Origin of the sequence: Acinetobacter sp. ANC 4862, assembly GCF_004336635.1 — a bacterium.
In the GTDB taxonomy this organism is placed as follows: Bacteria; Pseudomonadota; Gammaproteobacteria; order Pseudomonadales; family Moraxellaceae; genus Acinetobacter.
Genome location: NZ_SJXH01000034.1, coordinates 17,483 through 37,438, shown reverse-complemented (window position 1 = coordinate 37,438; position 19,956 = coordinate 17,483). Strand labels below are relative to the sequence as shown.

The following is a 19,956-nucleotide window of genomic DNA, read 5'->3' as shown; positions in this document are numbered from 1 at the left end:
GTCCACAATTCTATTTCCGTACAACTGACGTAACTGGCGCAATCCAATTACAAGAAGGCGTGGAAATGGTAATGCCTGGTGACAACGTTGAAATGTCAGTAGAATTGATCCACCCAATCGCAATGGACCCAGGTCTACGTTTTGCGATCCGTGAAGGTGGTCGTACAGTTGGTGCTGGTGTTGTTGCTAAAGTAACTGCATAAGTATTAATTGTGTGAAAAAAGCGCTCTTTTAGAGCGCTTTTTTTATGCATGATGATTTTTTATATGGGTTTCTTGTGTCATAAAAATGATTTCATTCATTATCTTTTTCTCTCGCGTCGAAATAAAGCAGTGCTTTATTCCCTTGCGTCGAAAAAATGATTTTACTTATTGTTCTTTTCTCTGGCATCGAAAAAGCATTGTTATTATTTATTTCTCTTGCGTCGAAATAAAACAGTGTTTTATTTCTCCTCATGTCCTTAACTGATATTTTCCTGACCTTATCTGCACTTATAGCAAGTTTTTAAATACGTAATATAAGAATCAAGAAAAACAAACATAAGTGAATGTAGCAGCATCATTTTGCTAGATAGGAGTAAGAGTCATGAATGCTAAGGTCAATATCACCAATCGTGCAGGGGCAAGCTTTCCTGTTCGTCGAATGAATTTCGATTTCAATAACGTGCCAGAATACTGGATGAATGGTTCAGTGGGATTGACGCATTTTATGACTGCGCTTTCTGCTTTGTTTCCAGCGGGCGAAAAGTTTTTTATTGATAGTGTTCGGGCCGTTCGCAACCATCCAGCGATTAAAGAAAATCAGGAATTACAAAAAGAAATTAGTGCTTTTATTGGGCAAGAAGCCATGCATACTCAAGAGCATGTGGGTTTTAATGCAGCTGCACAGCGTTATGGCCATGATGTTGATACGCTGGATAAGCATACTGACACCGTGATTCAAACTGCACGTAAAGTATTTGCATTCGTCGGTAAACCGTTTGGCATTACCCAGGAAATGGTCGATTTAACCGCAACCACCGCACTTGAGCATTTTACAGCGACCATTGCATCGCAATTGCTGACCAATCAGAATATTCAGGAATTGATGCAAGATGAAACCATGAAAACCATGTGGTTATGGCATGCCATTGAAGAAAACGAGCATAAAGCTGTAGCTTATGATGTATTTGAAGGCGTATTTGGTAAAGGCTTAAAGTCTTATCTGTTGCGTACCAGTTCACTTTTGGCTGCTATGCTAACGTTGTTCTTTGTGCAAAATTATTTCTTATTGCGTTTATTGCGACAAGATCAACAGTTGAATTTTAGCTCAATCAAAAGTATTTATGAGTATGCTTATAGTCCATCCAAAGGGATTATTACGGGTATGGGGAAAGAAATGTTGATGTATTTTAAACCGAGTTTTCATCCAAATGATTTAGATACTGTTAGTTTGCTTGAGACTTGGAAAGCCAAATTAGGTTTTTAAGGCCTTTTGACTCTTTGGGCAATCCAGATTGCCCTTTTTTTTACTCGATTTTTTATCTAAAGTTCCTATAATGCGAAGCTTCTGTTATTTAAAAGATGAACGAAGATGATTCGTTTGATGCAAAAAGCGGATGTAAGTCGCATCACGCAAATTGAGCAATTGGTACAAACCCATCCATGGACGGCAAAGCAGTTTGAGGAATCCATTGATTCTTATCTGAGTACCGTGATTGAGCAGCAAGGACAGGTGGTGGGTTTTTGTATCTTGCAACCGGTGTTAGATGAAGCCAATCTTCTACTGATGGCAATTGATCCGAGTCAGCAGGGCAAAGGGCTAGGCTTTCAATTACTTGAATCTTCAATTGCGCAATTGAAAAATAATCCGCTGCAAATTTTCTTGGAAGTGCGGGAAAGCAATCAAGCTGCAATTGCACTCTATGAAAAAGCCGGTTTTCATCAAATTGATTTACGTAAAAATTATTATCCAAAGCCAGACGGCTCTCGCGAGCATGCCATTATTATGGTGAAATCATGCAGTGATGATTTTTCACAACTTTTTAAATCATAAGTCATGTTATTTGATAATTGGGTTATTCCATCCAGAGGGCAAGGTGGTCATCAGGGAGTTTCCCAATTGTTGAATTTCTTCTGGAGTGAGCAGGCGGTTTAAACGTCGCCATTGCCCATCAATTAATAGCTCTAAAGGCACATATTGAGATTTATAATTCATCTTATTGGAATGGGGCACCCAATAGCCTAAATAGACATAAGGTAAAGCTAAAGCTTTGGCATGTTCAATTTGCTTAAGTACCGCAAATACGCCCAGTGAACGTCGATTTTCATCAGGATCAAAAAAGGTATAGACCGCAGAAATCCCATCATCTAAAGGATCGCAACTCGAAACGCTAATCAGCTTGTCGTCTTTCCAAAATTCCAAGAAAAAACTGTCTGTGCAGCTATGTACTAAAAATTTTTCGAATTGATCTAAGCTCGGTGGAAACATATCGCCATCGGCATGACGTTCATTGATATAACGTTCATACAAAGCATAATGAATGTCAGATGCATCCGCAGTTCGAGTGATTTTAACAGTCAGGTCCTGATTGCGTTTCCAGGCCTTTTTCTGCGTACTGTTCATATGAAATTCAGTGACAGGGACACGACAGGATAGGCATTGGCGGCATAAATGACATTCAGGACGGTAGACAAAATCGCCACTGCGACGAAAACCGAGACGAGAAAGTTCAGATAAACTGACCACATCAATTCGATGGGCAGGATCTAAAAAGACCATCCGCGCTGATTTATTTTCCAGGTAACTACAGCTATGCGGCGGCGTAATATAATACTGTAAATCATTCAATAGGGACTTTGGGTGATACGAATTCATGGCAAGATCCCTCTGTTATTTTCATTCAATTAATCGTGCGTGTTGCGCTATTGTTTTACTTGAAAATACACCCTCTTGATATTTTTTCCAATCTATTGAGGGCTGTTTGACAACATCTTGTAACGAATTAAGATATGCTTGGCGAGAAAGTGTACAAGCACCCAAGCTTAAAAGGTGATCATTAACCAATTGACAGTCAATCCAGGGTAGATGATTTTCCTGTCCAAGCAGCATTAAAGTATAAAAAGCCATTTTTGAAACATCGGTTTGGGTGCTAAACATCGACTCACCAAAACAGCCATGTCCAATGGTCACGCCATACAAACCACCAACAATTTTACCTTCATCCCAAACTTCAATGCTATATCCATATCCTGCATCAAATAATTGGCAATATCCATCAATAATATCTTCAGAAATCCAGGTATCTTCTGCATAACTCCGAGGTAGGGAGCAGGAACGAATCACTTGTTCGAAAGCATGATTAATCGTGATTTTATAATCAAACTTTTTCATGTTACGGACTAGAGACTTACTGGGGTGGTAATCTTGGGGGCGAATAATGCAACGTGGTTCAGGACTCCACCAACAGATAGGTTCACCTTCACTAAACCATGGAAACAGACCGTGGGTATAGGCTTCAAAAAGCGTAGAAGGGGAGAGGTCGGCACCTATGCAAATCCGCCCCTGATCATCTGGATCAGCTTCGATGGGATCGGGAAAAATGAATTCTGAGGGTGCTAATGGATGCATGGGATTTAGCCTGAACGAGAAGAGCAACGAGCGATAAGCATTTATGATTTTTATCATACAAAAAAAACCGCCCAAACAAGGACGGTTTTTTTTGTTTAGATAAAATTATTCACCTAAAGCATCAAGATATTTTTCAGCATCAAGGGCTGCCATACAGCCTGAACCTGCTGACGTAATCGCTTGACGGTAAACACTGTCCGCGATATCACCTGCAGCAAATACACCCGGAACAGATGCAGCAGTTGCATTGCCGGCAGTACCGCTGTGAACCTGAATATAACCATCACGTAGGTTCAACTGACCTTCAAACATGCCGCTATTCGGTTTGTGACCAATCGCAACAAATAAGCCGGTGACTTCTACATCTTGTTTAGAGTCATCTTGAGTCGATTGCAGGCGAACTGCAGTTACACCTGACTTGCTGTCACCGAGAACTTCATCCACTTGATGATTCCAGATGATGCTGATTTTGCCTTCTTTCTCTTTCTCGAACAGATGATCTTGCAGAATTTTTTCTGAACGCAACGAATCACGGCGGTGAACCAAAGTCACGTGTGAAGCAATGTTGGATAGATAAAGTGCTTCTTCAACCGCGGTATTACCTCCACCGACTACCATAACTTTTTGGTTTTTGTAGAAGAAACCGTCACAGGTTGCACATGCGCTGACACCTTGACCCATAAATGCAGCTTCAGATTCAAGACCTAAGTATTGGGCAGTTGCACCTGTTGCAATGATTAATGCATCACAGGTGAACTCTTCCATATCGCCTTTTAGAACGAATGGACGAACGCTTAAATCAACTTCGTTGATATAGTCATAGACAATGTCAGTACCAAAGCGTTCAGCATGCGCTTGCATACGTTCCATGAGTGCAGGACCTGTTAGACCTTCAGGGTCACCCGGCCAGTTGTCGACTTCAGTTGTCGTGGTCAATTGACCACCCAATTGTAAACCGGCAATTAGCGTTGGCTTTAAGTTGGCACGTGCAGCATATACAGCTGCGCTATAACCAGCAGGGCCTGAACCTAGAATAATCAAACGTGAGTGACGAGCGCTCATTCGCGGCATCCTTTTTTTATTTAGAAATTTGTGAAATTATACGTGAAACTCGATAACAGTTGTGTGAGTTCGATGTCGATATTATTGATCATTGAAATCGATTTGAGCTATATACAATAAGGATGCTGTGCTAGATACTCAATTCATAGGATTTGTATCAACAGCCTCTACATAATATTGCATCTTTTTCCTTGGAACAGGTGCATAATATCGAGTTTAATTGCGAAACTATTTTGTCTTAGTTTTTTACAAAAACATGAATGAAAAATTGGTTACAGGACAGTATATGACTGCGGTGTCGAGTGCTTATGCACAGCGCTTAATAATGACATTATTTTTAGTCTCTTTTGGAATTTATTTATTCCTTGCAACAGTGACTTATACGCCTTTTGATCCAGGCTGGATGCATATTTCCAGTGATACTCAACAGGTTTCAAATGCCAGTGGTGTTGCAGGGGCATGGATCGCAGATTTACTGTTCGGTTTTTTAGGCTGGGCAAGTTTACTCATTCCAGTCTTTTTATTCGTTGAGGCAATTCAGGTCTGGTGGCCGTATAGTTTTTTGAATAAGCCTTTTCGCTATGCCGCACAATTCTTTATTTTACTGGCGACAGCAAGTTTATTGTATTTGTTTTGGCAAGTTCCGGCAGATACTCTAGACAATGCATCCGGCGGTATTATTGGTTATGAATTGGGTGAAAGTCTGTCTCAAATTTTAACCATTTATGGCGCAACCGTTTTTCTTGTGGTGTTTTGGGTGGTTTTATTTACCCTGTCATTTGGTGTGAAGTGGAATAAAACCTGGGTTACACTCAAAGCCACACCTGCTTATTTACAAGACTTGTTTTATAAAAATGTCCCGGAAACCGAGTCTGCATTTGATCGTACAACGCCTGAAGTTAAAAAAACCTTTGCGAGTACTAAACAAAAAGCTGTAGTAGAAAGCGTATCACCCGCTCCAGAACATCATGAAGTTCAAGATGTATCGCCTGTAGTGCGAGATCAGGCTGCAGAGCGCTTGTTCAATGACATGGTGGAAAAAGAAGAACACTATGTACAGCAGCAGATTATTGATGCCGAAGATGAAGTTGAATTTGAACAGGTCTTAGAAAAAGCGCATCGCCTAGAAGAAAATACTCGACGTGCGGTAGCGACCGGTGAAGTTTGGCGTGCCTTAAACTCAGATGAAAATCAAAAACATAAACAAGATATTGACGCTTTATTAAAAGCTGCAGAAGAATCTGAACTGCATACGCCGCATGAACATTTTAAAGCCTTTGTTGATGAGCAACCTGTAGCAACGCTCCCCCAGACTTCTAAACAAAATCTGGATTGGGATGATGATGAAATCTTTGATGAATTGCTTGCTGCAGTTCCAAATGGCAAAACAGCCACGGATGTGCATACACCATTTAATCATGTAGAGACTGAACAAGCAGCATCACCTGTTGAAGAGAAAATTGTAATCGCATCATCTGCAATAGCAGCTTCACCATCGATACATACAACACCTAAGAATTCGGCTTTAGATGACGAGTTTGATGGACTCGATGATCTGTTGGTGGATGATTTGCTAATTGATGAGGTGGAAGAGCCTGCTCCAGTGCGTACTACGAGTAGTTATGCACAATCATCCGCATTTGTCAGTGGCGCAATAAAAACCCAGATTCAGCAACCGATCATTTCAGAAGATGAAAAAGCTTTAATTGCATCGAATAAAGATGTATTTCGTGAAGTCTGGCAGGAAACTGCAGGCAAACCAGTCGAAGTTGACGAACCCGTTGAAGATGATTTCGATTTTGATGCGCCATTAACCGATGCATCAGGTCGTCCGATGTCACTGGCGATGCAAGTGGCTGCACGTCGTAAAGATTTGTCACCGCTACCGGGACTGGATTTACTGGATAAAGTCGATCCAAATAAAAAAGTAAACTTTACTGCTGAACAGTTAGCCCGTTTATCAGAATTACTCGAAATTAAACTGCAAGAATTTAATGTCAAAGCCAAAGTTATAGAAGCACAGCCCGGGCCGGTCGTGACGCGTTTTGAGCTGGATCTGGCACCTGGAGTCAAAGCCTCTAAAGTGACCAATATTTCACGAGACTTGGCGCGTTCAATGTCGATGGCATCGGTGCGTGTGGTCGAGGTGATTCCGGGTAAACCGTATATTGGGATTGAAGTGCCGAATAGCACACGTGAAATGGTGCGTTTGATCGAGTTGTTAACCATTCCTGCTTTTACGGATCCAAATAGCATTCTTTCGATGGCGATGGGTAAAGATATTTCGGGTAATCCAGTCATTGCTGACTTGGGTAAAGCACCGCATATGCTGGTTGCAGGAACCACTGGTTCAGGTAAATCGGTGGCAGTAAACTCGATGATTTTATCGATGTTGTTAAAATATACGCCTGACCAGTTACGTCTAATTTTAATTGACCCGAAACAACTGGAACTTGCCAACTATAACGATATTCCTCATTTGCTTACGCCAGTCGTGACGGACATGAAAGATGCAGTCAATGCCTTGAACTGGTGTGTCAATGAAATGGAACGTCGCTATAAGCTGATGTCTTATTTGAAAATCCGTAAATTGAGTGACTATAACCGCAAGGTCGATGAAGCGATTGCCAATGGCGAAGATCTGATTGATCCAACGTGGAAAGCAAGTGACTCGGTCGTAGGCGAGCGTGCGCCACGTTTGACGCCGTTACCTTCGATTGTGATTGTTGCCGACGAATTTGCCGATATGATTATGCAGGTGGGTAAAAAAGCTGAAGAAATGATTACCCGTTTGGCACAAAAATCACGTGCTGCGGGTATTCATTTACTGCTTGCGACACAACGTCCATCGGTTGACGTGATTACTGGTTTGATCAAAGCCAATATTCCAACCCGCGTGGCTTTACGTGTAAACAGTAAAATTGACTCGCGTACTATTTTGGATGCCGGTGGTGCAGAAGACCTGTTAGGACATGGTGATATGTTGTTCCTTGGGCCTGGTAAAATTGAGCCTGAACGTGTGCATGGTGCTTTCATTTCCGATGATGAAGTCAATAATATCTGTGATGCATGGCGTGAACGTGCTGCTCCGAATTATGTCGATGAAATTCTAACGCCTTATGATGAAGAACCGACTTCGCGTGGTTTTGAAGATGGGGATGGTGGTTCGGATCGTGATGCCTTGTATGATCAATGTGTATCCTTTGTTCTGGAAACACGTAAGGCTTCAACCTCGTCATTACAGCGTAAGTTTAGCCTTGGTTATAACCGTGCTGCGCGAATCATTGACCAGATGGAAGAAAATGGGATTGTCAGTGGCATGGGTGCCAACGGTAAACGTGACATTTTAGTCTAAATTTTCATACTGAGTTGAAGGCCTGCATAAGCAGGCCTTTTTCTGGATGTTAAAAAGCTATACTTTTAACATTACATGAATATTTATTGAAAATGATAAAGGTGATTCACCTCATGCAATGGAAATGCAATTTAGGGATGAAGCGTAGATAATGAATGTTGTAATGGCCTTGTTTCCATTAATTATTTTAATTGCCATGGGGTATATCTTTAAACGGACACAGTTTTTAACGGATGACTTTTGGCGTGGCGCGGAAAAACTGAATTATTTGATTTTATTTCCGGTATTACTTTTTAATAATCTTGCTTATATAAAATTGGAACTTACAACGATTACTCAGGTGTTATTGGCTCTGTTTATCATCATTATAATAAGTACTTTAACGCTGTGGGTAGCGAGGGCGTTTTTTCATATTCCGATTGCGCGGTTTGGCGTATATGTGCAAAGTCAAATTCGCTTTAATACCTATATTGGTTTATCCATTATGTCTTTGCTGTTTGGTGCTCAGGGCATGCAAATGTTTACCATTATGATTGCTCTGGCGATTCCTTTGGTGAATGTGATTTCAGTGCTGGCTTTTTCACAAGGGCAGGGCTTAAAACCTGCGCAGATTCTATTTTCTTTGATGAAAAATCCGCTAATTTTGGGCTGTGTAATTGGAATTGTATTTAATTTGCTGCAACTGTCATTATTTTCTGGCTTGGAACAACTGTTTAAAATTTTAGCCAGTATGAGCCTACCTTTGGGATTGATTTGTGTCGGGGCAGCTTTACAGTTTGCAAAACTGAAATATGATTATTCAAGATTATTGTTGAATACTTTAGGGCGTTTAATCGTGATGCCAAGTTTGGCTTATTTGATTTGTTATACGATGAATTTGAATCAGTTTGAAACGATTATTTTGGTGGTGTTTTTTGCCTTGCCCACGGCCTCGGCCTCCTATATTTTAACGCGCTATTTTCATGGCGATAGCCAACTGATGGCGGGGGTGATTAGCTTGCAAACGCTATGCTTTGCAGTCACGTTTCCTGTGCTGATGATGTTGCTTTCTTAATGCATAGATATAATTTTGTCATAAAAAAGCCTGTCGGTTTTATTCAAACGGACAGGCTTTTTTATTTATAAGCTATAGTTTTTAAAATTATGCGAACTTAGCCAAAACTTCTAAAAATCCGTCACGTTGGCGAGGATATTCAGCAATCACATCATGAATACGTTGGCCTTCAGGATTGGTTGCATTGACATCACGACCATCGGCAATGAATTGAGTCAGTAAGCGCTCATAGTCATTTGGACGCATATGTTTGAATGCGTGATAAAGCACATGAAAATCGGCATTCACGCCTGCAGGAGGAAGCTGTGTTAAATAGGCAAATACACGCTCGTCTGACCATTCTTCATTGAACGTTGCTGGCTGAGATAATGCCATCGCAAACTCCTTGGTAAACTGAATAAAAAAGGCAAAATATGGAGGACTAGAGAAAGCAGTGCTTTGCTAATCCAGTCTCATATTTTGCCTTGATTCAATATGCTTGACTAATCAGAATTCAGATTATCGCTCTTCAGGCAAATTGATATTCATTTCTAACATTTCGATGTTTGCTTCAGAACGAACCGACATTTGAATATGCTGTTCATCCACACCACGAACATAACGATTGACCACCTGCATGATTTCTTTCTTCATTTGGTCAATTTTGTCTTGGCTTAAGCGTTTACCTAAACCTTGCTCAGAGGCAACAATTACTTTTAAGCGGTCTTTAGCAGTTCGTGCGCTTGAAGGTTTATCATCGTTGCTGAATAATTTACTCCAGAATCCTGCCATTTTTTACGCTCCAAATAATCGTGCTAACCAACCCTTAGGTTTTACCGTGATATGACGGTAAGGACGCTCTTCACCCAAGAAGCGCGCTACAAGGTCATCATAAGCCTGACCCGCCGATTCTTCAGTAAAGAGAATTACAGGTTTACCTTCGTTTGACGCTTGTAAAACACTTGGACACTCAGGAATGACACCGAGTGTAGGTACACGTAAGATATCTTTAGAAATATCATCAATCGTTAACATTTCTTGTTTATCGGCACGTTCGGGATTGAAACGTGTAATACACAAATGCTTACGGATGCGACCTTCGTTTTGTTCTACTTTTTTGGTTTTGCTGTCGAGCATCCCAATGATACGGTCAGAGTCACGTACTGAAGAAATTTCAGGATTGGTTACGATGATCGCTTCATCTGCATGGTACATCGCCATGATTGCACCGCGTTCAATACCCGCAGGTGAATCGCAGATAATGTAATCGAATTCTTGCGAAAGTTCGTCCATTACACGTGCCACACCCTCATCGGTCAAGGCATCTTTGTCACGGGTTTGTGATGCAGGAAGAATATATAAGTTCTCAATATCTTTATCGCGAATAAGTGCTTGTTGAAGTCGAGCTTCATTATTTAATACATTTACAAAATCATAAACAACGCGACGTTCACAACCCATAATTAAATCTAGGTTACGTAAACCCACGTCAAAATCGATCACAACAGTCTTGTGGCCGCGAAGGGCTAAACCTGTTGCAAAAGATGCACTAGTCGTAGTTTTACCTACACCACCTTTGCCTGATGTTACGACAACAATTTTCGCCACCGAATCCACTCCTGTTATGGTTCAAATCCCCTTTTAGATATGGGACTTATGGTGTTTATTTATACATTAAAATTCGAGAACTTCAAAGACAAGTTCTTGTTGATCATTCAAGTAAATATGTACCGCTTTTTTGAGGACATGCTGTGGAATGTCATCTGCTACACAATATGTACCTGCAATCGATACCAGTTCTGCTTCTAGGGAATGGCAGAAAATACGTGCTGCACTGTTCCCGTCTGCGCCGGCGATGACTCTACCACGAGCGCTACCATAAATATGTATATTTCCTGAAGCAATGATTTCAGAACCACTGTTGATTCCTGCATTGAGAATAATATCACCATGATTTTGTACAAGGCATTGACCTGTGCGCAAAATTTCATCGTGATAAGAGGTCACATGACTCACCACACGGGCAGGTTTTGCCTCTACTTTCTCTGATTCTTCAGCTTCGTCACCCGTAGCTTCAGGTTCTACTTCAACCACTTGTTCTTTCGTCGGTTTAATACGTTGCAATGGTTTAGTGTCTGAAGGCAGAACAGGGAATTGAATTGCGCGAGCTTGATCAGCGAGTAAACCTTCAGTCACCGCCATAGGCTGTACTTCCAGGCTGATCAATAATTGAATTAAGGCAATAAGTTCTTGTTCAACTGAACTTTCAATCACAACTAATGTACCCGGTGGAAATGCTTTTTGGAGCATTGGCGCGAGTTGCTGGCGGATTGCATCGTGATCATTGGTATCTAAGATAATGCGAATCGCATTGACCATTCTGCCTTTTATCCGTATATCAGCCATAATTATTCCTTAAGACTTCTGACTCATTTATTTTATGTCGAAGTGATGTTGTAAATAGAGCAAATCCTAGAACAAATTGAATGATTTCTCTAGCGACGTTTTAAATATTTTTATCTGATGATCATTCTTTAACTTGATCATGTTGTTCCAGCATTTGTTGCCATTGTTTTACTTTGACCTGTTGGCGAATCGCCTCTAAGCTTTCAAAAACGGCAGACTCAACCAGTTTTTCCACATGGGTATTATTTTCAAACTGTATTTGACTGATTTTATTTGAAATTTCTAAATAAGCCAGATTTTCTTTATTTTTATTATTTTGCGCGAACGGTTCAATCAGACCTTGGGTAATATTTTCACCCAAACGCTGTCCAATACTTTGGATCTGTTGCTCTATACGTCCACCGACAATCGGAATTAAACGTAATAATTGTGTTAATTCGGGCGTATCTTCAATTGCCTGATTGACAATATTTCCGACATTTTTTGCAATAGTCACTCTTTGTGCTTGTAACTCTTTGCCCAACGATTCCTGCAAGATATCAGCCAGGGCAGTGGCGAACATTTCACGGTGATGCGCAACCAAATCTTCAATCAATTTTTTATGCGTGGTACTGGTTGAAAGTTCGTGTTTTATACTGTCTAAAACGGTAATCACAATACGACTGGTCAGTTCTTCGAGCAGCAGATGATAATAAAATTTGGCGCGCTTATACCAACTGTCAGGAATCACTTTATAGCCATGTTCATGCAGGTTATAGGCAATGGATCCGGCACGTAATAAACGCAAAAAACGCAGTTGCGGAATAATGGACAGAATTTCGTACCAATGAATAAAAGGAAAGAAAAACCAGCGCTTATGATATTGTCCGATGATGGCAATTCCCCAACGGATCAGCAGTTCAATCACCAGAAAACTGGTAAACCAACTTTCGGTAATAATCACCCAGGGACGCAATTCTGTCCGATAAAACTGCAATAGTTCAGGAAAATGAATGAAGCTAAATAACCAGCCACCAAAATCACTCATCAGGATGGCGTTGGCACTTAAGCAGAACAAGTTGATGATGATCAGAACCATCATAAAAATGTCATAGCCCAGTGCAACTTTCCAGCCCCAAGAGTCTTTTTTCACGAAATGAAAAGTTGGCTTGGCTATTTTGTCATCTTGCTTCATTGTCTTCCTTAAATGCGATTTATGCTTTTGCAGCCAGGTCTTGCTTCATGCGTTCAATCAGTTGATCTTTCTCAATCCATAATTCATGCACCCATTGCTGAAAACGTTCACGATATTCAGCATCATCTTCGTAATTACCGCCTAAGACCCAGCTTGGAATATCTATTTTACGCAGATTGACTGCAATACGATGAACATCCCCCAACCAAAAATCGCCATAGCCCGGTGCACCATCCGGATAAACAATGGTCATATCCACCAAGGCATCAATTTTGTCACCTAAAATATTTAAGGCCAACGCTAAACCGCCCGCTTTAGGTTTGAGTAGATTTTTATACGGTGATTGCTGTGCTGCATGCTTTTCCGGAGTAAAGCGCGTACCTTCTAAATAGTTGAGCAAGGTAAAAGGTTGACTCAATAATTGTTCACAGGCTTTGCGTGATTCTTCCATATCACGTGTTTTAAGCTCAGGATTCTTGGCAATTTGTTCTTTGGTATGACGCTTCATCATTGGAAAACCTAAAATTTTAAAGGCTTGTCCAACGAAAGGAATAAAGATCAGTTCCCACTTGGTAAAGAAACGGGTCAGCGGCATACGGGTTAAACCAAAATATTGATTCACTGTGGTATCGACCCAACTCTGATGATTACAGGTCATCAGGTAACGACCCTGCATGCTCAGATCTAAATTGTCATCAATACTAATATCCCATTTTAGATGCGGTAATACATGATCAATCAGCCAATTATTGACACCGAGCCAACTGTTGGTAATTTGAATATTAGTTTCATCAATTTTACGTGATTTTTTGACTAATTTAGTCAATCCCAATGCGAGAACGGGAGGACCATGAAAAAAAGTACTTCCGCTCATCACTGATGCTACAGTTAATCCGCGAGATATTTTTTTTAATATGGATTGTTTCTGAATTTGCGATGACATATAAGAACGGTCCTAAGATGAAGTCGTCTAATGTTTTTTCACCATTTAATATAATTGTAGAATTCGAAATAAAAAAGTCTATTCATGCAACTATGTAGGAATTATGTCTAAGATAGCTTGCTCACAAGCATAAAGTATTACAAAATGTAACTAAAGCTTTTATTATTTACAAAAAATCAATGGTATGCCCATTTTTTTTAATCCATCATTCCACTATACGATAAAACACAAAAAGGAGTCATGCAATGCGTGCACTAGCAATTTCAGCAGTAGTAGGGGCAATGGCGTTATCTGGTTGTTCAACAACGGGTAATAACATCGGTGGTATGGAATACGACAAAACAGCAATTGGTGCACTTGTAGGTGCAGCTGCTGGTTATGGTATTTCTAAAGGTAATGCAAATACTAGCGCACAAAACAACCGTGCAGCAGCAATCGGTGCTGTGTTAGGCGGTGCAACAGGTGTATATCTAGACAATAAAGAGAAAAAATTACGTCAACAAATGGCCGGTACTGGCGTAGACGTGACTCGTAATCCAGATGGTTCTGTTGGTCTGATCATGCCGGGTAACATTACCTTTGATACCAACAAATCAAATATTAAACCTAACTTCTACGCAACTTTGAACAAAGTTGCGCAAACACTGACTGAAGACAACAAGAGCGGTATTCTTGTAACAGGTTATACAGACAGCACTGGTAATGACTCAATCAACATTCCATTGTCTCAAGCGCGTGCTCAATCAGTAGCCAACTATCTTGCCGGTCAGGGCGTCGCACGTACGCGTATTAATGCACAAGGTCAAGGTTCAGCGAACCCAATCGCATCAAATGCGACAGCTGAAGGCCGTGAACAAAACCGCCGTGTAGAAATCAGCATTTACGCGATTCAATAATTCTTCATAAGTCCATGATGAATTGAAAAGACCACCTTCGGGTGGTTTTTTTATGAATGTCAAATCTGTATTTTAGGTTATGCAAGTTGGGCTGAGATGACTATAATCGAGCTCGAATCAAAACGAGGAAATACTATGTCGTCGGCAAGTCAGCTCAATGACAAGCAACTTGAAGCCATGAAATATACTCAAGGACCCTTGTTAGTACTTGCAGGGGCAGGTTCAGGTAAAACGTCCGTTATTACGCGAAAAGTCGCACATTTGGTTCAGAATTGCGGTATTCCTGCACATCGCATTACCGCCATGACCTTTACCAATAAAGCTGCACGTGAAATGAAAGAGCGTGTCGGAAAATTATTATCTCGTGAAGAGGCCAAAGGTCTTTCTGTTTCGACCTTCCATACTTTTGGTTTGAATTTACTTCGTTTAGAAATTAAACATACCCCATTAAAAAATAATTTTTCAATTTTGGATGCCGATGATTGCAAACGCATTCTGATGGATTTAATGCATCGTGATAATTTGTCCGGTGCAGAAAGTAAAGAATTGATTGCCAAAGCCATGAAAATGATTTCGGACTGGAAAAATGACCTGATTCCACCCGAACAGGCACATACCACCTGCGAGACAGCAGAAGACGTGCAATTTGCGCATTTGTATCAACTGTATGAGCGCAACTTGCGTGCCTATAATGCAGTGGATTTCGATGACTTGATCGTGATGCCGACCCGTTTATTACAAGAAAATGCCGAAGTCCGGGATAAATGGCAAAACCGGGTTCGTTATCTGTTGGTTGACGAATATCAGGATACCAATACTGCCCAGTATATTTTGGTGAAACTGCTGGTTGGGGTGATGGGACAATTCACCGCTGTAGGGGACGATGACCAGTCGATCTATGCATGGCGCGGTGCAAAGCCTGAAAACATGGCCTTGTTGAAAGAAGACTTTCCAAATCTAAAAGTGATTAAACTCGAGCAAAATTATCGTTCGACCAGTCGTATTTTGAAAGCAGCCAATACGGTGATTGGTAACAATCCGCATATTTTTGATAAAAAGCTCTGGTCAGATAAAGGTCATGGTGAAGTGATTCGTGTCATTACCTGTCGTAATGATGATGATGAAGCTGAACGCGTGGTGAAAGATCTCATCACGCATAAATTGATGAATGGTAAAAACTGGAAAGATTATGCGATTTTATATCGCGGTAATTTCCAGGCACGTGTTTTGGAAACACAGCTGCGCCAAATGCAAATTCCGTACAAGTTGTCGGGTGGTCAGTCATTCTTTGGCCGTGCTGAAATCAAAGACATCATGAGTTATTTGCGTATCATCATTAATCCAGAAGATGACAGTGCATTCCTCCGGATTATTAATACGCCGAAACGTGCGATTGGTCCGGTGACTTTAGAAAAGCTGGGATTATTCGCGCAAGAAAATCATTTGTCGTTATTAACCGCGGCGGGTGATCAGCGCTTGACCATGGTGATGCCGAAAAAGGCCACTACACAACTGGCAGAATTTGCCGATTTTATTGGTAACTTTACCCGTAACTTGCTTGAAGATGACGAACCTGTTCCGATCATTCGTCAGATGATGCTTGAAGCCGGCTATATCGATTACATCAAAGAGCAGGCGGCAACACCAGCGCAAGAAAAAACCAAGATCGATAACATTGAAATCTTGTACAGCAGCATTCAGAGTCTGATTAATCGTGCTGAAGATGTCGATGAGAAAAACATTGAAAGTGTGATTCGTAAAATGGTGTTGCTGGATATGCTCGAGCAGCAGAAGGAAGAAGAAGATACCGACAAGGTCAATTTACTGACCTTGCATGCTTCAAAAGGTCTTGAATTTCCTTATGTGTATCTAATTGGTCTGGAAGAAGAATTGTTACCGCATAAAAACTCCATTGCCGCAGAAACCATTGAGGAAGAACGCCGTTTGATGTACGTGGGAATCACTCGCGCACGCCAAGGCTTAACCATTACGCTGGCTGAACAGCGTAAAAATGGGGGGCAAATGAAGCAAATGACGCCAAGTCGTTTCCTGGATGAGTTGCCTCAAGATGATTTGGACTGGCTGGGTCGCAAGAAAAAATTGGCAGGCAATATTGATCCAAAATTGCAGGCACAGCATTATCTTGAAAATTTACGTGCGCTGATTAAGCGTTAATACACTATTTAAACCATGCAATTAGGAAAGAACAGATGAAAGTTCAAGTTAAAGTGCTCGATACACGTTTAGGCGGCCAATGGCCTTTGCCGACCTACGCAACTTCGGGTTCAGCAGGTTTAGACTTACGTGCTTGTGTAGAAGAAGCGACTGTAATTGAACCGGGTCAAACTGTATTGGTTAAAACAGGTTTGGCAATTTATATTGAAGATACAAACTTTGCAGGTTTGATTTTACCGCGTTCAGGTTTAGGGCATAAACACGGAATTGTGCTTGGGAACCTGGTGGGCTTAATAGATTCAGATTACCAAGGTGAGTTGATGGTCTCGGTTTGGAACCGTAGCCAAACCGCATTTACTTTAGAGCCGGGTGAGCGTTTGGCTCAATATGTGCTTGTTCCTGTAGTGCATGCTGAATTTGAACAAGTGGAAGAATTTATTGCAACTGAACGTGGTGCAGGCGGTTTTGGTCATACCGGTAAAGGCTAAACTGTAGATTGAGTTTAAAGAATTTATAACCTGATCAATGAACAGCAATATTTGTTTTTTATCAGGTTTTATTCTTTATTTTATAGCATGCTTATATTTGAAACTTTAATCAGCTTGATAATAAAAGAAGTCATAATTAAAGATTTACAACATTTAAATTAGAAAGATTGCTTTTACCTTCAAATAAACTCTTATTTTATTTTTTTAAAGAGCTGGTTTTTAAATAAAAATATTTAACATTATTTGTTTTAAAATTAAATAAAAGATTTATTTTTCAATCAAATACCATCTTTTTGGTAAATTATTTGTAAAATTTTTTTACCATTGCTTAAAAATATGAAATGCATTTAAAATGTTAATCTCCTCCTTTAAGATGATGCACTAGTTGTGAATACTGACTTCATTAAGCATTCCATAAATTTTTCACTTTATGGGCTACTCTAAGTAGAAGAAATCATCATGAATTTTAAAAATAAAAAATTTCCGGCACAAATTTTTCGTGCCTATGATATTCGTGGAAAAGTGTCACTTTTGACACCTGAAATTGTAAAAGTGATTGCCTATGGATTGGTTGCCCAATATCACAAGGTCGGACAGACTCAACTTGCCATTGGTTACGATGCGCGTTTAACAAGTCCAGAATATGCAGAAATAATTAGACAAGTATGTGAAGAAAAAGGATTGAATGCGACCATCATCGGTTGTTGTTCGACACCATTATTATATTTTATTGCCCGTCAATTTGATGGTAATGGGATCATGCTTACGGCAAGTCATAATCCTAAAACAGATAATGGAATTAAGTGGATTATCCAAAATGAACCACCCTGTCCAGAAATGATTCAACAAGTCGGTGCAAGTGCCCGTGTGGCGTTTGATCCATTACAAAAATTAGTAATTCAACCTGTTCAGCATGAAGTTGTGGTTCAATATTGTCTCGAATATCAGCAGGCATTATTACAAGATATCCAGTTAAAGAGTCCTTTTAAAGTGGTACTCGATGGTTTAAATGGTTCGGCAGGGCGCTGTGCTGCATTGGTGTTAAAACAGTTAGGCTGTGAGATCACAACCATCCGCTGTGATGCCAATGGTGATTTTCCCGATCATGCGCCTGATCCTTCACAAGAAAAACATCTTGTTGAATTACAAAAAACCGTGCTTGAACAGCAAGCTGATATGGGGATTGCACTGGATGGTGATGGTGATCGCCTCGTGTTAATTGATGAACATGGCATGATTATTTCAGCAGATCGATTACTGGCTTTATTTTCAGAAATGTGTTTGAAAATGCATCCTGGTCATGAAGTTGTTTACGATGTGAAATGTTCGACCATGGTGAGGAATACCGTTCATCGCTTAGGTGGGCAGGCGAAAATGATTCGTACAGGCAGTTCTTTTTTGCGGAAATATATGTCGCAATCTAAAGGCAAAGCTATCTTTGGCGGAGAATATGCAGGTCATTATGTTTTTAATGACGGCCGTGGTTTTGGCTATGATGATGGTTTATATGCAGCCTTACGTGTGCTCGAATATTTAAGTCAACAACCGGATTTAACCCTATCACAAATATTGAAGGCTTATCCTGAGCGCAGTTGTACTGAAGATCTCTACATTAGTACCCATAGTGAAGAACCTGCAGCGGTATTACATGATGTTGAAGTTAAAAGTCATGATTTAGGCGCACAATTAAGTAAAATTGATGGTGTACGACTTGATTTTGAAGATGGATTTGGCATTATTCGAGCATCGAATACAGGTGAGTATTTTACAGTACGCTTTGATGCGGACAATCCTGTAAGATTAAACGCGATTCGAAACACATTTGTTTCCATGTTAAGTGACCGATATCCTAAAATCGCACAAGACATTTTAGATGCTCAATAAGGAGAGGCGAATGCCACATCAGCATACTGGCATCGACAAAGCACAAATTTTGACTGAAGCTTTGCCGTATATTCAACGTTTTGCGGGTAAGACGCTAGTAGTGAAATATGGTGGCAACGCAATGACCGATCCGGAGCTGGAAAGCTCGTTCGCACGTGACATTGTATTGTTGAAAACTGTCGGTTTAAATCCAATCGTGGTGCATGGTGGCGGTCCGCAAGTTGACTCATTCTTGAAGCAACTCGGTCGTGAATCTGACCGTATTGATGGAATGCGTGTGACTGACCCTGCAACCATGGAAGTGGTTGAAATGGTTTTAGGCGGTAGTGTAAATAAATCTATCGTCAATCTCATCAATAAGCATGGCGGTCGTGCTATTGGTTTAACCGGTAAAGATGGTAATTTGCTGCGCGCGCAAAAGCTGTTGATGGAAAAAACGGCTGAAGACGGCACAGTAACACAGATTGATTTGGGGCTAGTGGGTGAAGTCGTTGGTGTGAAAACTGACGTACTTGAAATGTTCACCAACAGCGATTTCATTCCTGTGATTGCACCACTGGGCGTAGATGATGAAGGTAACACTTACAACATCAATGCCGATTTAGTTGCGGGTAAAGTGGCTGAAGCCTTAGGTGCGGAAAAACTTATTCTTCTGACTAACATTACTGGCGTTCTCGACGAAAATAAAAATCTGCTGACAGGTTTAACCACTCAAGAAGTTGATCGTTTGATTGAAACGGGTGTGATTTATGGTGGCATGATTCCTAAAGTGGGTTGTGCACTGGATGCTGTGAAAGGTGGGGTAGTCAGCGCGCATATCGTGGATGGCCGTGTTCCACATGCAACCTTGTTGGAAATCTTCACAGATCATGGTGTAGGGACTTTAATTACCAACCGCGCCAAACATTAAATGAGTCATTTTTAAAAAGCC

19 protein-coding genes are annotated in these 19,956 nt (G+C 40.7%); 10 read left to right on the top strand and 9 right to left on the bottom strand.

What is annotated here, in order from left to right; all coding sequences use genetic code 11:
• The 3 genes from E0409_RS13325 to rimI all read left to right on the top strand — a co-directional run.
• On the top strand, window positions 1-203 hold a 203-nt coding region (locus tag E0409_RS13325; protein WP_502699835.1), incomplete at its 5' end, for an EF-Tu C-terminal domain-related protein.
• 382 nt (window positions 204-585) lie between these two features.
• Window positions 586-1,467: a metal-dependent hydrolase gene (locus E0409_RS13320; protein WP_131291581.1), complete on the top strand. Its 882-nt coding sequence runs from the start codon at window positions 586-588 to the stop codon at window positions 1,465-1,467.
• A gap of 105 nt (window positions 1,468-1,572) precedes the next feature.
• Complete coding sequence (rimI, locus tag E0409_RS13315) at window positions 1,573-2,034, top strand: ribosomal protein S18-alanine N-acetyltransferase (RefSeq protein ID WP_131291579.1); 462 nt, start codon at window positions 1,573-1,575, stop codon at window positions 2,032-2,034.
• Window positions 2,035-2,040: 6 nt separating this feature from the next.
• On the opposite strand, the gene E0409_RS13310 is transcribed toward rimI, so the two are convergent.
• From E0409_RS13310 to trxB, 3 genes are all read right to left on the bottom strand, one after another.
• Window positions 2,041-2,856 (bottom strand): arginyltransferase, encoded by an 816-nt coding sequence (locus E0409_RS13310; protein WP_131291577.1) that lies wholly within the window; start codon window positions 2,854-2,856, stop codon window positions 2,041-2,043.
• 21 nt (window positions 2,857-2,877) lie between these two features.
• On the bottom strand, window positions 2,878-3,609 hold the full coding sequence (gene aat, locus E0409_RS13305) for a leucyl/phenylalanyl-tRNA--protein transferase (protein WP_131291574.1): 732 nt from the start codon (window positions 3,607-3,609) through the stop codon (window positions 2,878-2,880).
• Between the two features lie 105 nt (window positions 3,610-3,714).
• Window positions 3,715-4,671 carry a thioredoxin-disulfide reductase gene (trxB, locus tag E0409_RS13300; protein ID WP_131291572.1) on the bottom strand — a complete coding sequence of 319 codons (957 nt, stop codon included), beginning with the start codon at window positions 4,669-4,671 and terminating at the stop codon, window positions 3,715-3,717.
• 286 nt (window positions 4,672-4,957) lie between these two features.
• Here trxB and E0409_RS13295 point away from each other — a divergent pair, with 286 nt between their 5' ends.
• On the top strand, window positions 4,958-8,026 hold the full coding sequence (locus E0409_RS13295) for a DNA translocase FtsK (protein WP_131291570.1): 3,069 nt from the start codon (window positions 4,958-4,960) through the stop codon (window positions 8,024-8,026).
• A 148-nt stretch (window positions 8,027-8,174) separates the two neighbouring features.
• Window positions 8,175-9,080, top strand: a complete 906-nt coding sequence (locus E0409_RS13290) for an AEC family transporter (protein ID WP_213073373.1) — start codon at window positions 8,175-8,177, stop codon at window positions 9,078-9,080.
• Between the two features lie 87 nt (window positions 9,081-9,167).
• On the opposite strand, the gene E0409_RS13285 is transcribed toward E0409_RS13290, so the two are convergent.
• The 6 genes from E0409_RS13285 to yihG form a co-directional block, all read right to left on the bottom strand.
• Entirely contained in the window at window positions 9,168-9,455 is a 288-nt protein-coding gene (locus E0409_RS13285; RefSeq protein ID WP_131291566.1) for a PA4642 family protein, read from the bottom strand.
• 123 nt (window positions 9,456-9,578) lie between these two features.
• Window positions 9,579-9,851, bottom strand: a complete 273-nt coding sequence (gene minE / locus E0409_RS13280) for a cell division topological specificity factor MinE (RefSeq protein ID WP_067723891.1) — start codon at window positions 9,849-9,851, stop codon at window positions 9,579-9,581.
• A gap of 3 nt (window positions 9,852-9,854) precedes the next feature.
• Entirely contained in the window at window positions 9,855-10,667 is an 813-nt protein-coding gene (gene minD / locus E0409_RS13275; protein WP_131291564.1) for a septum site-determining protein MinD, read from the bottom strand.
• A gap of 66 nt (window positions 10,668-10,733) precedes the next feature.
• Window positions 10,734-11,465, bottom strand: a complete 732-nt coding sequence (minC, locus tag E0409_RS13270) for a septum site-determining protein MinC (protein ID WP_131291562.1) — start codon at window positions 11,463-11,465, stop codon at window positions 10,734-10,736.
• A gap of 121 nt (window positions 11,466-11,586) precedes the next feature.
• Window positions 11,587-12,639, bottom strand: a complete 1,053-nt coding sequence (locus tag E0409_RS13265) for a preprotein translocase subunit SecA (protein ID WP_131291560.1) — start codon at window positions 12,637-12,639, stop codon at window positions 11,587-11,589.
• Between the two features lie 19 nt (window positions 12,640-12,658).
• The gene (gene yihG / locus E0409_RS13260) at window positions 12,659-13,582 is read right to left on the bottom strand and encodes a 1-acylglycerol-3-phosphate O-acyltransferase, YihG family (protein ID WP_131291558.1); all 924 of its coding nucleotides are present in this window, start codon (window positions 13,580-13,582) and stop codon (window positions 12,659-12,661) included.
• Window positions 13,583-13,827: 245 nt separating this feature from the next.
• Here yihG and E0409_RS13255 point away from each other — a divergent pair, with 245 nt between their 5' ends.
• The 5 genes from E0409_RS13255 to argB all read left to right on the top strand — a co-directional run bounded on the left by E0409_RS13255 (window position 13,828) and on the right by argB (window position 19,935).
• Window positions 13,828-14,478, top strand: a complete 651-nt coding sequence (locus E0409_RS13255; protein ID WP_131291556.1) for a YiaD family glycine zipper/OmpA-like lipoprotein — start codon at window positions 13,828-13,830, stop codon at window positions 14,476-14,478.
• A 135-nt stretch (window positions 14,479-14,613) separates the two neighbouring features.
• The gene (gene rep, locus E0409_RS13250) at window positions 14,614-16,653 is read left to right on the top strand and encodes a DNA helicase Rep (protein ID WP_131291554.1); all 2,040 of its coding nucleotides are present in this window, start codon (window positions 14,614-14,616) and stop codon (window positions 16,651-16,653) included.
• A gap of 35 nt (window positions 16,654-16,688) precedes the next feature.
• Entirely contained in the window at window positions 16,689-17,141 is a 453-nt protein-coding gene (dut, locus tag E0409_RS13245; RefSeq protein WP_131291552.1) for a dUTP diphosphatase, read from the top strand.
• Between the two features lie 459 nt (window positions 17,142-17,600).
• Complete coding sequence (locus E0409_RS13240; protein WP_131291550.1) at window positions 17,601-19,025, top strand: phosphomannomutase/phosphoglucomutase; 1,425 nt, start codon at window positions 17,601-17,603, stop codon at window positions 19,023-19,025.
• A 10-nt stretch (window positions 19,026-19,035) separates the two neighbouring features.
• On the top strand, window positions 19,036-19,935 hold the full coding sequence (gene argB / locus E0409_RS13235) for an acetylglutamate kinase (RefSeq protein ID WP_131291548.1): 900 nt from the start codon (window positions 19,036-19,038) through the stop codon (window positions 19,933-19,935).
• The last annotated feature ends 21 nt before the right edge of the window (window positions 19,936-19,956 follow it).

Coding starts and splice junctions, on each gene's coding strand:
- E0409_RS13320 (WP_131291581.1), top strand. CDS start 586: ATGAATGCTAAGGTCAATATCACCAATCGTGCAGGGGCAAGCTTTCCT.
- rimI (WP_131291579.1), top strand. CDS start 1,573: ATGATTCGTTTGATGCAAAAAGCGGATGTAAGTCGCATCACGCAAATT.
- E0409_RS13310 (WP_131291577.1), bottom strand. CDS start 2,856: ATGAATTCGTATCACCCAAAGTCCCTATTGAATGATTTACAGTATTAT.
- aat (WP_131291574.1), bottom strand. CDS start 3,609: ATGCATCCATTAGCACCCTCAGAATTCATTTTTCCCGATCCCATCGAA.
- trxB (WP_131291572.1), bottom strand. CDS start 4,671: ATGAGCGCTCGTCACTCACGTTTGATTATTCTAGGTTCAGGCCCTGCT.
- E0409_RS13295 (WP_131291570.1), top strand. CDS start 4,958: ATGACTGCGGTGTCGAGTGCTTATGCACAGCGCTTAATAATGACATTA.
- E0409_RS13285 (WP_131291566.1), bottom strand. CDS start 9,455: ATGGCATTATCTCAGCCAGCAACGTTCAATGAAGAATGGTCAGACGAG.
- minE (WP_067723891.1), bottom strand. CDS start 9,851: ATGGCAGGATTCTGGAGTAAATTATTCAGCAACGATGATAAACCTTCA.
- minC (WP_131291562.1), bottom strand. CDS start 11,465: ATGGCTGATATACGGATAAAAGGCAGAATGGTCAATGCGATTCGCATT.
- E0409_RS13265 (WP_131291560.1), bottom strand. CDS start 12,639: ATGAAGCAAGATGACAAAATAGCCAAGCCAACTTTTCATTTCGTGAAA.
- yihG (WP_131291558.1), bottom strand. CDS start 13,582: ATGTCATCGCAAATTCAGAAACAATCCATATTAAAAAAAATATCTCGC.
- E0409_RS13255 (WP_131291556.1), top strand. CDS start 13,828: ATGCGTGCACTAGCAATTTCAGCAGTAGTAGGGGCAATGGCGTTATCT.
- rep (WP_131291554.1), top strand. CDS start 14,614: ATGTCGTCGGCAAGTCAGCTCAATGACAAGCAACTTGAAGCCATGAAA.
- dut (WP_131291552.1), top strand. CDS start 16,689: ATGAAAGTTCAAGTTAAAGTGCTCGATACACGTTTAGGCGGCCAATGG.
- E0409_RS13240 (WP_131291550.1), top strand. CDS start 17,601: ATGAATTTTAAAAATAAAAAATTTCCGGCACAAATTTTTCGTGCCTAT.
- argB (WP_131291548.1), top strand. CDS start 19,036: ATGCCACATCAGCATACTGGCATCGACAAAGCACAAATTTTGACTGAA.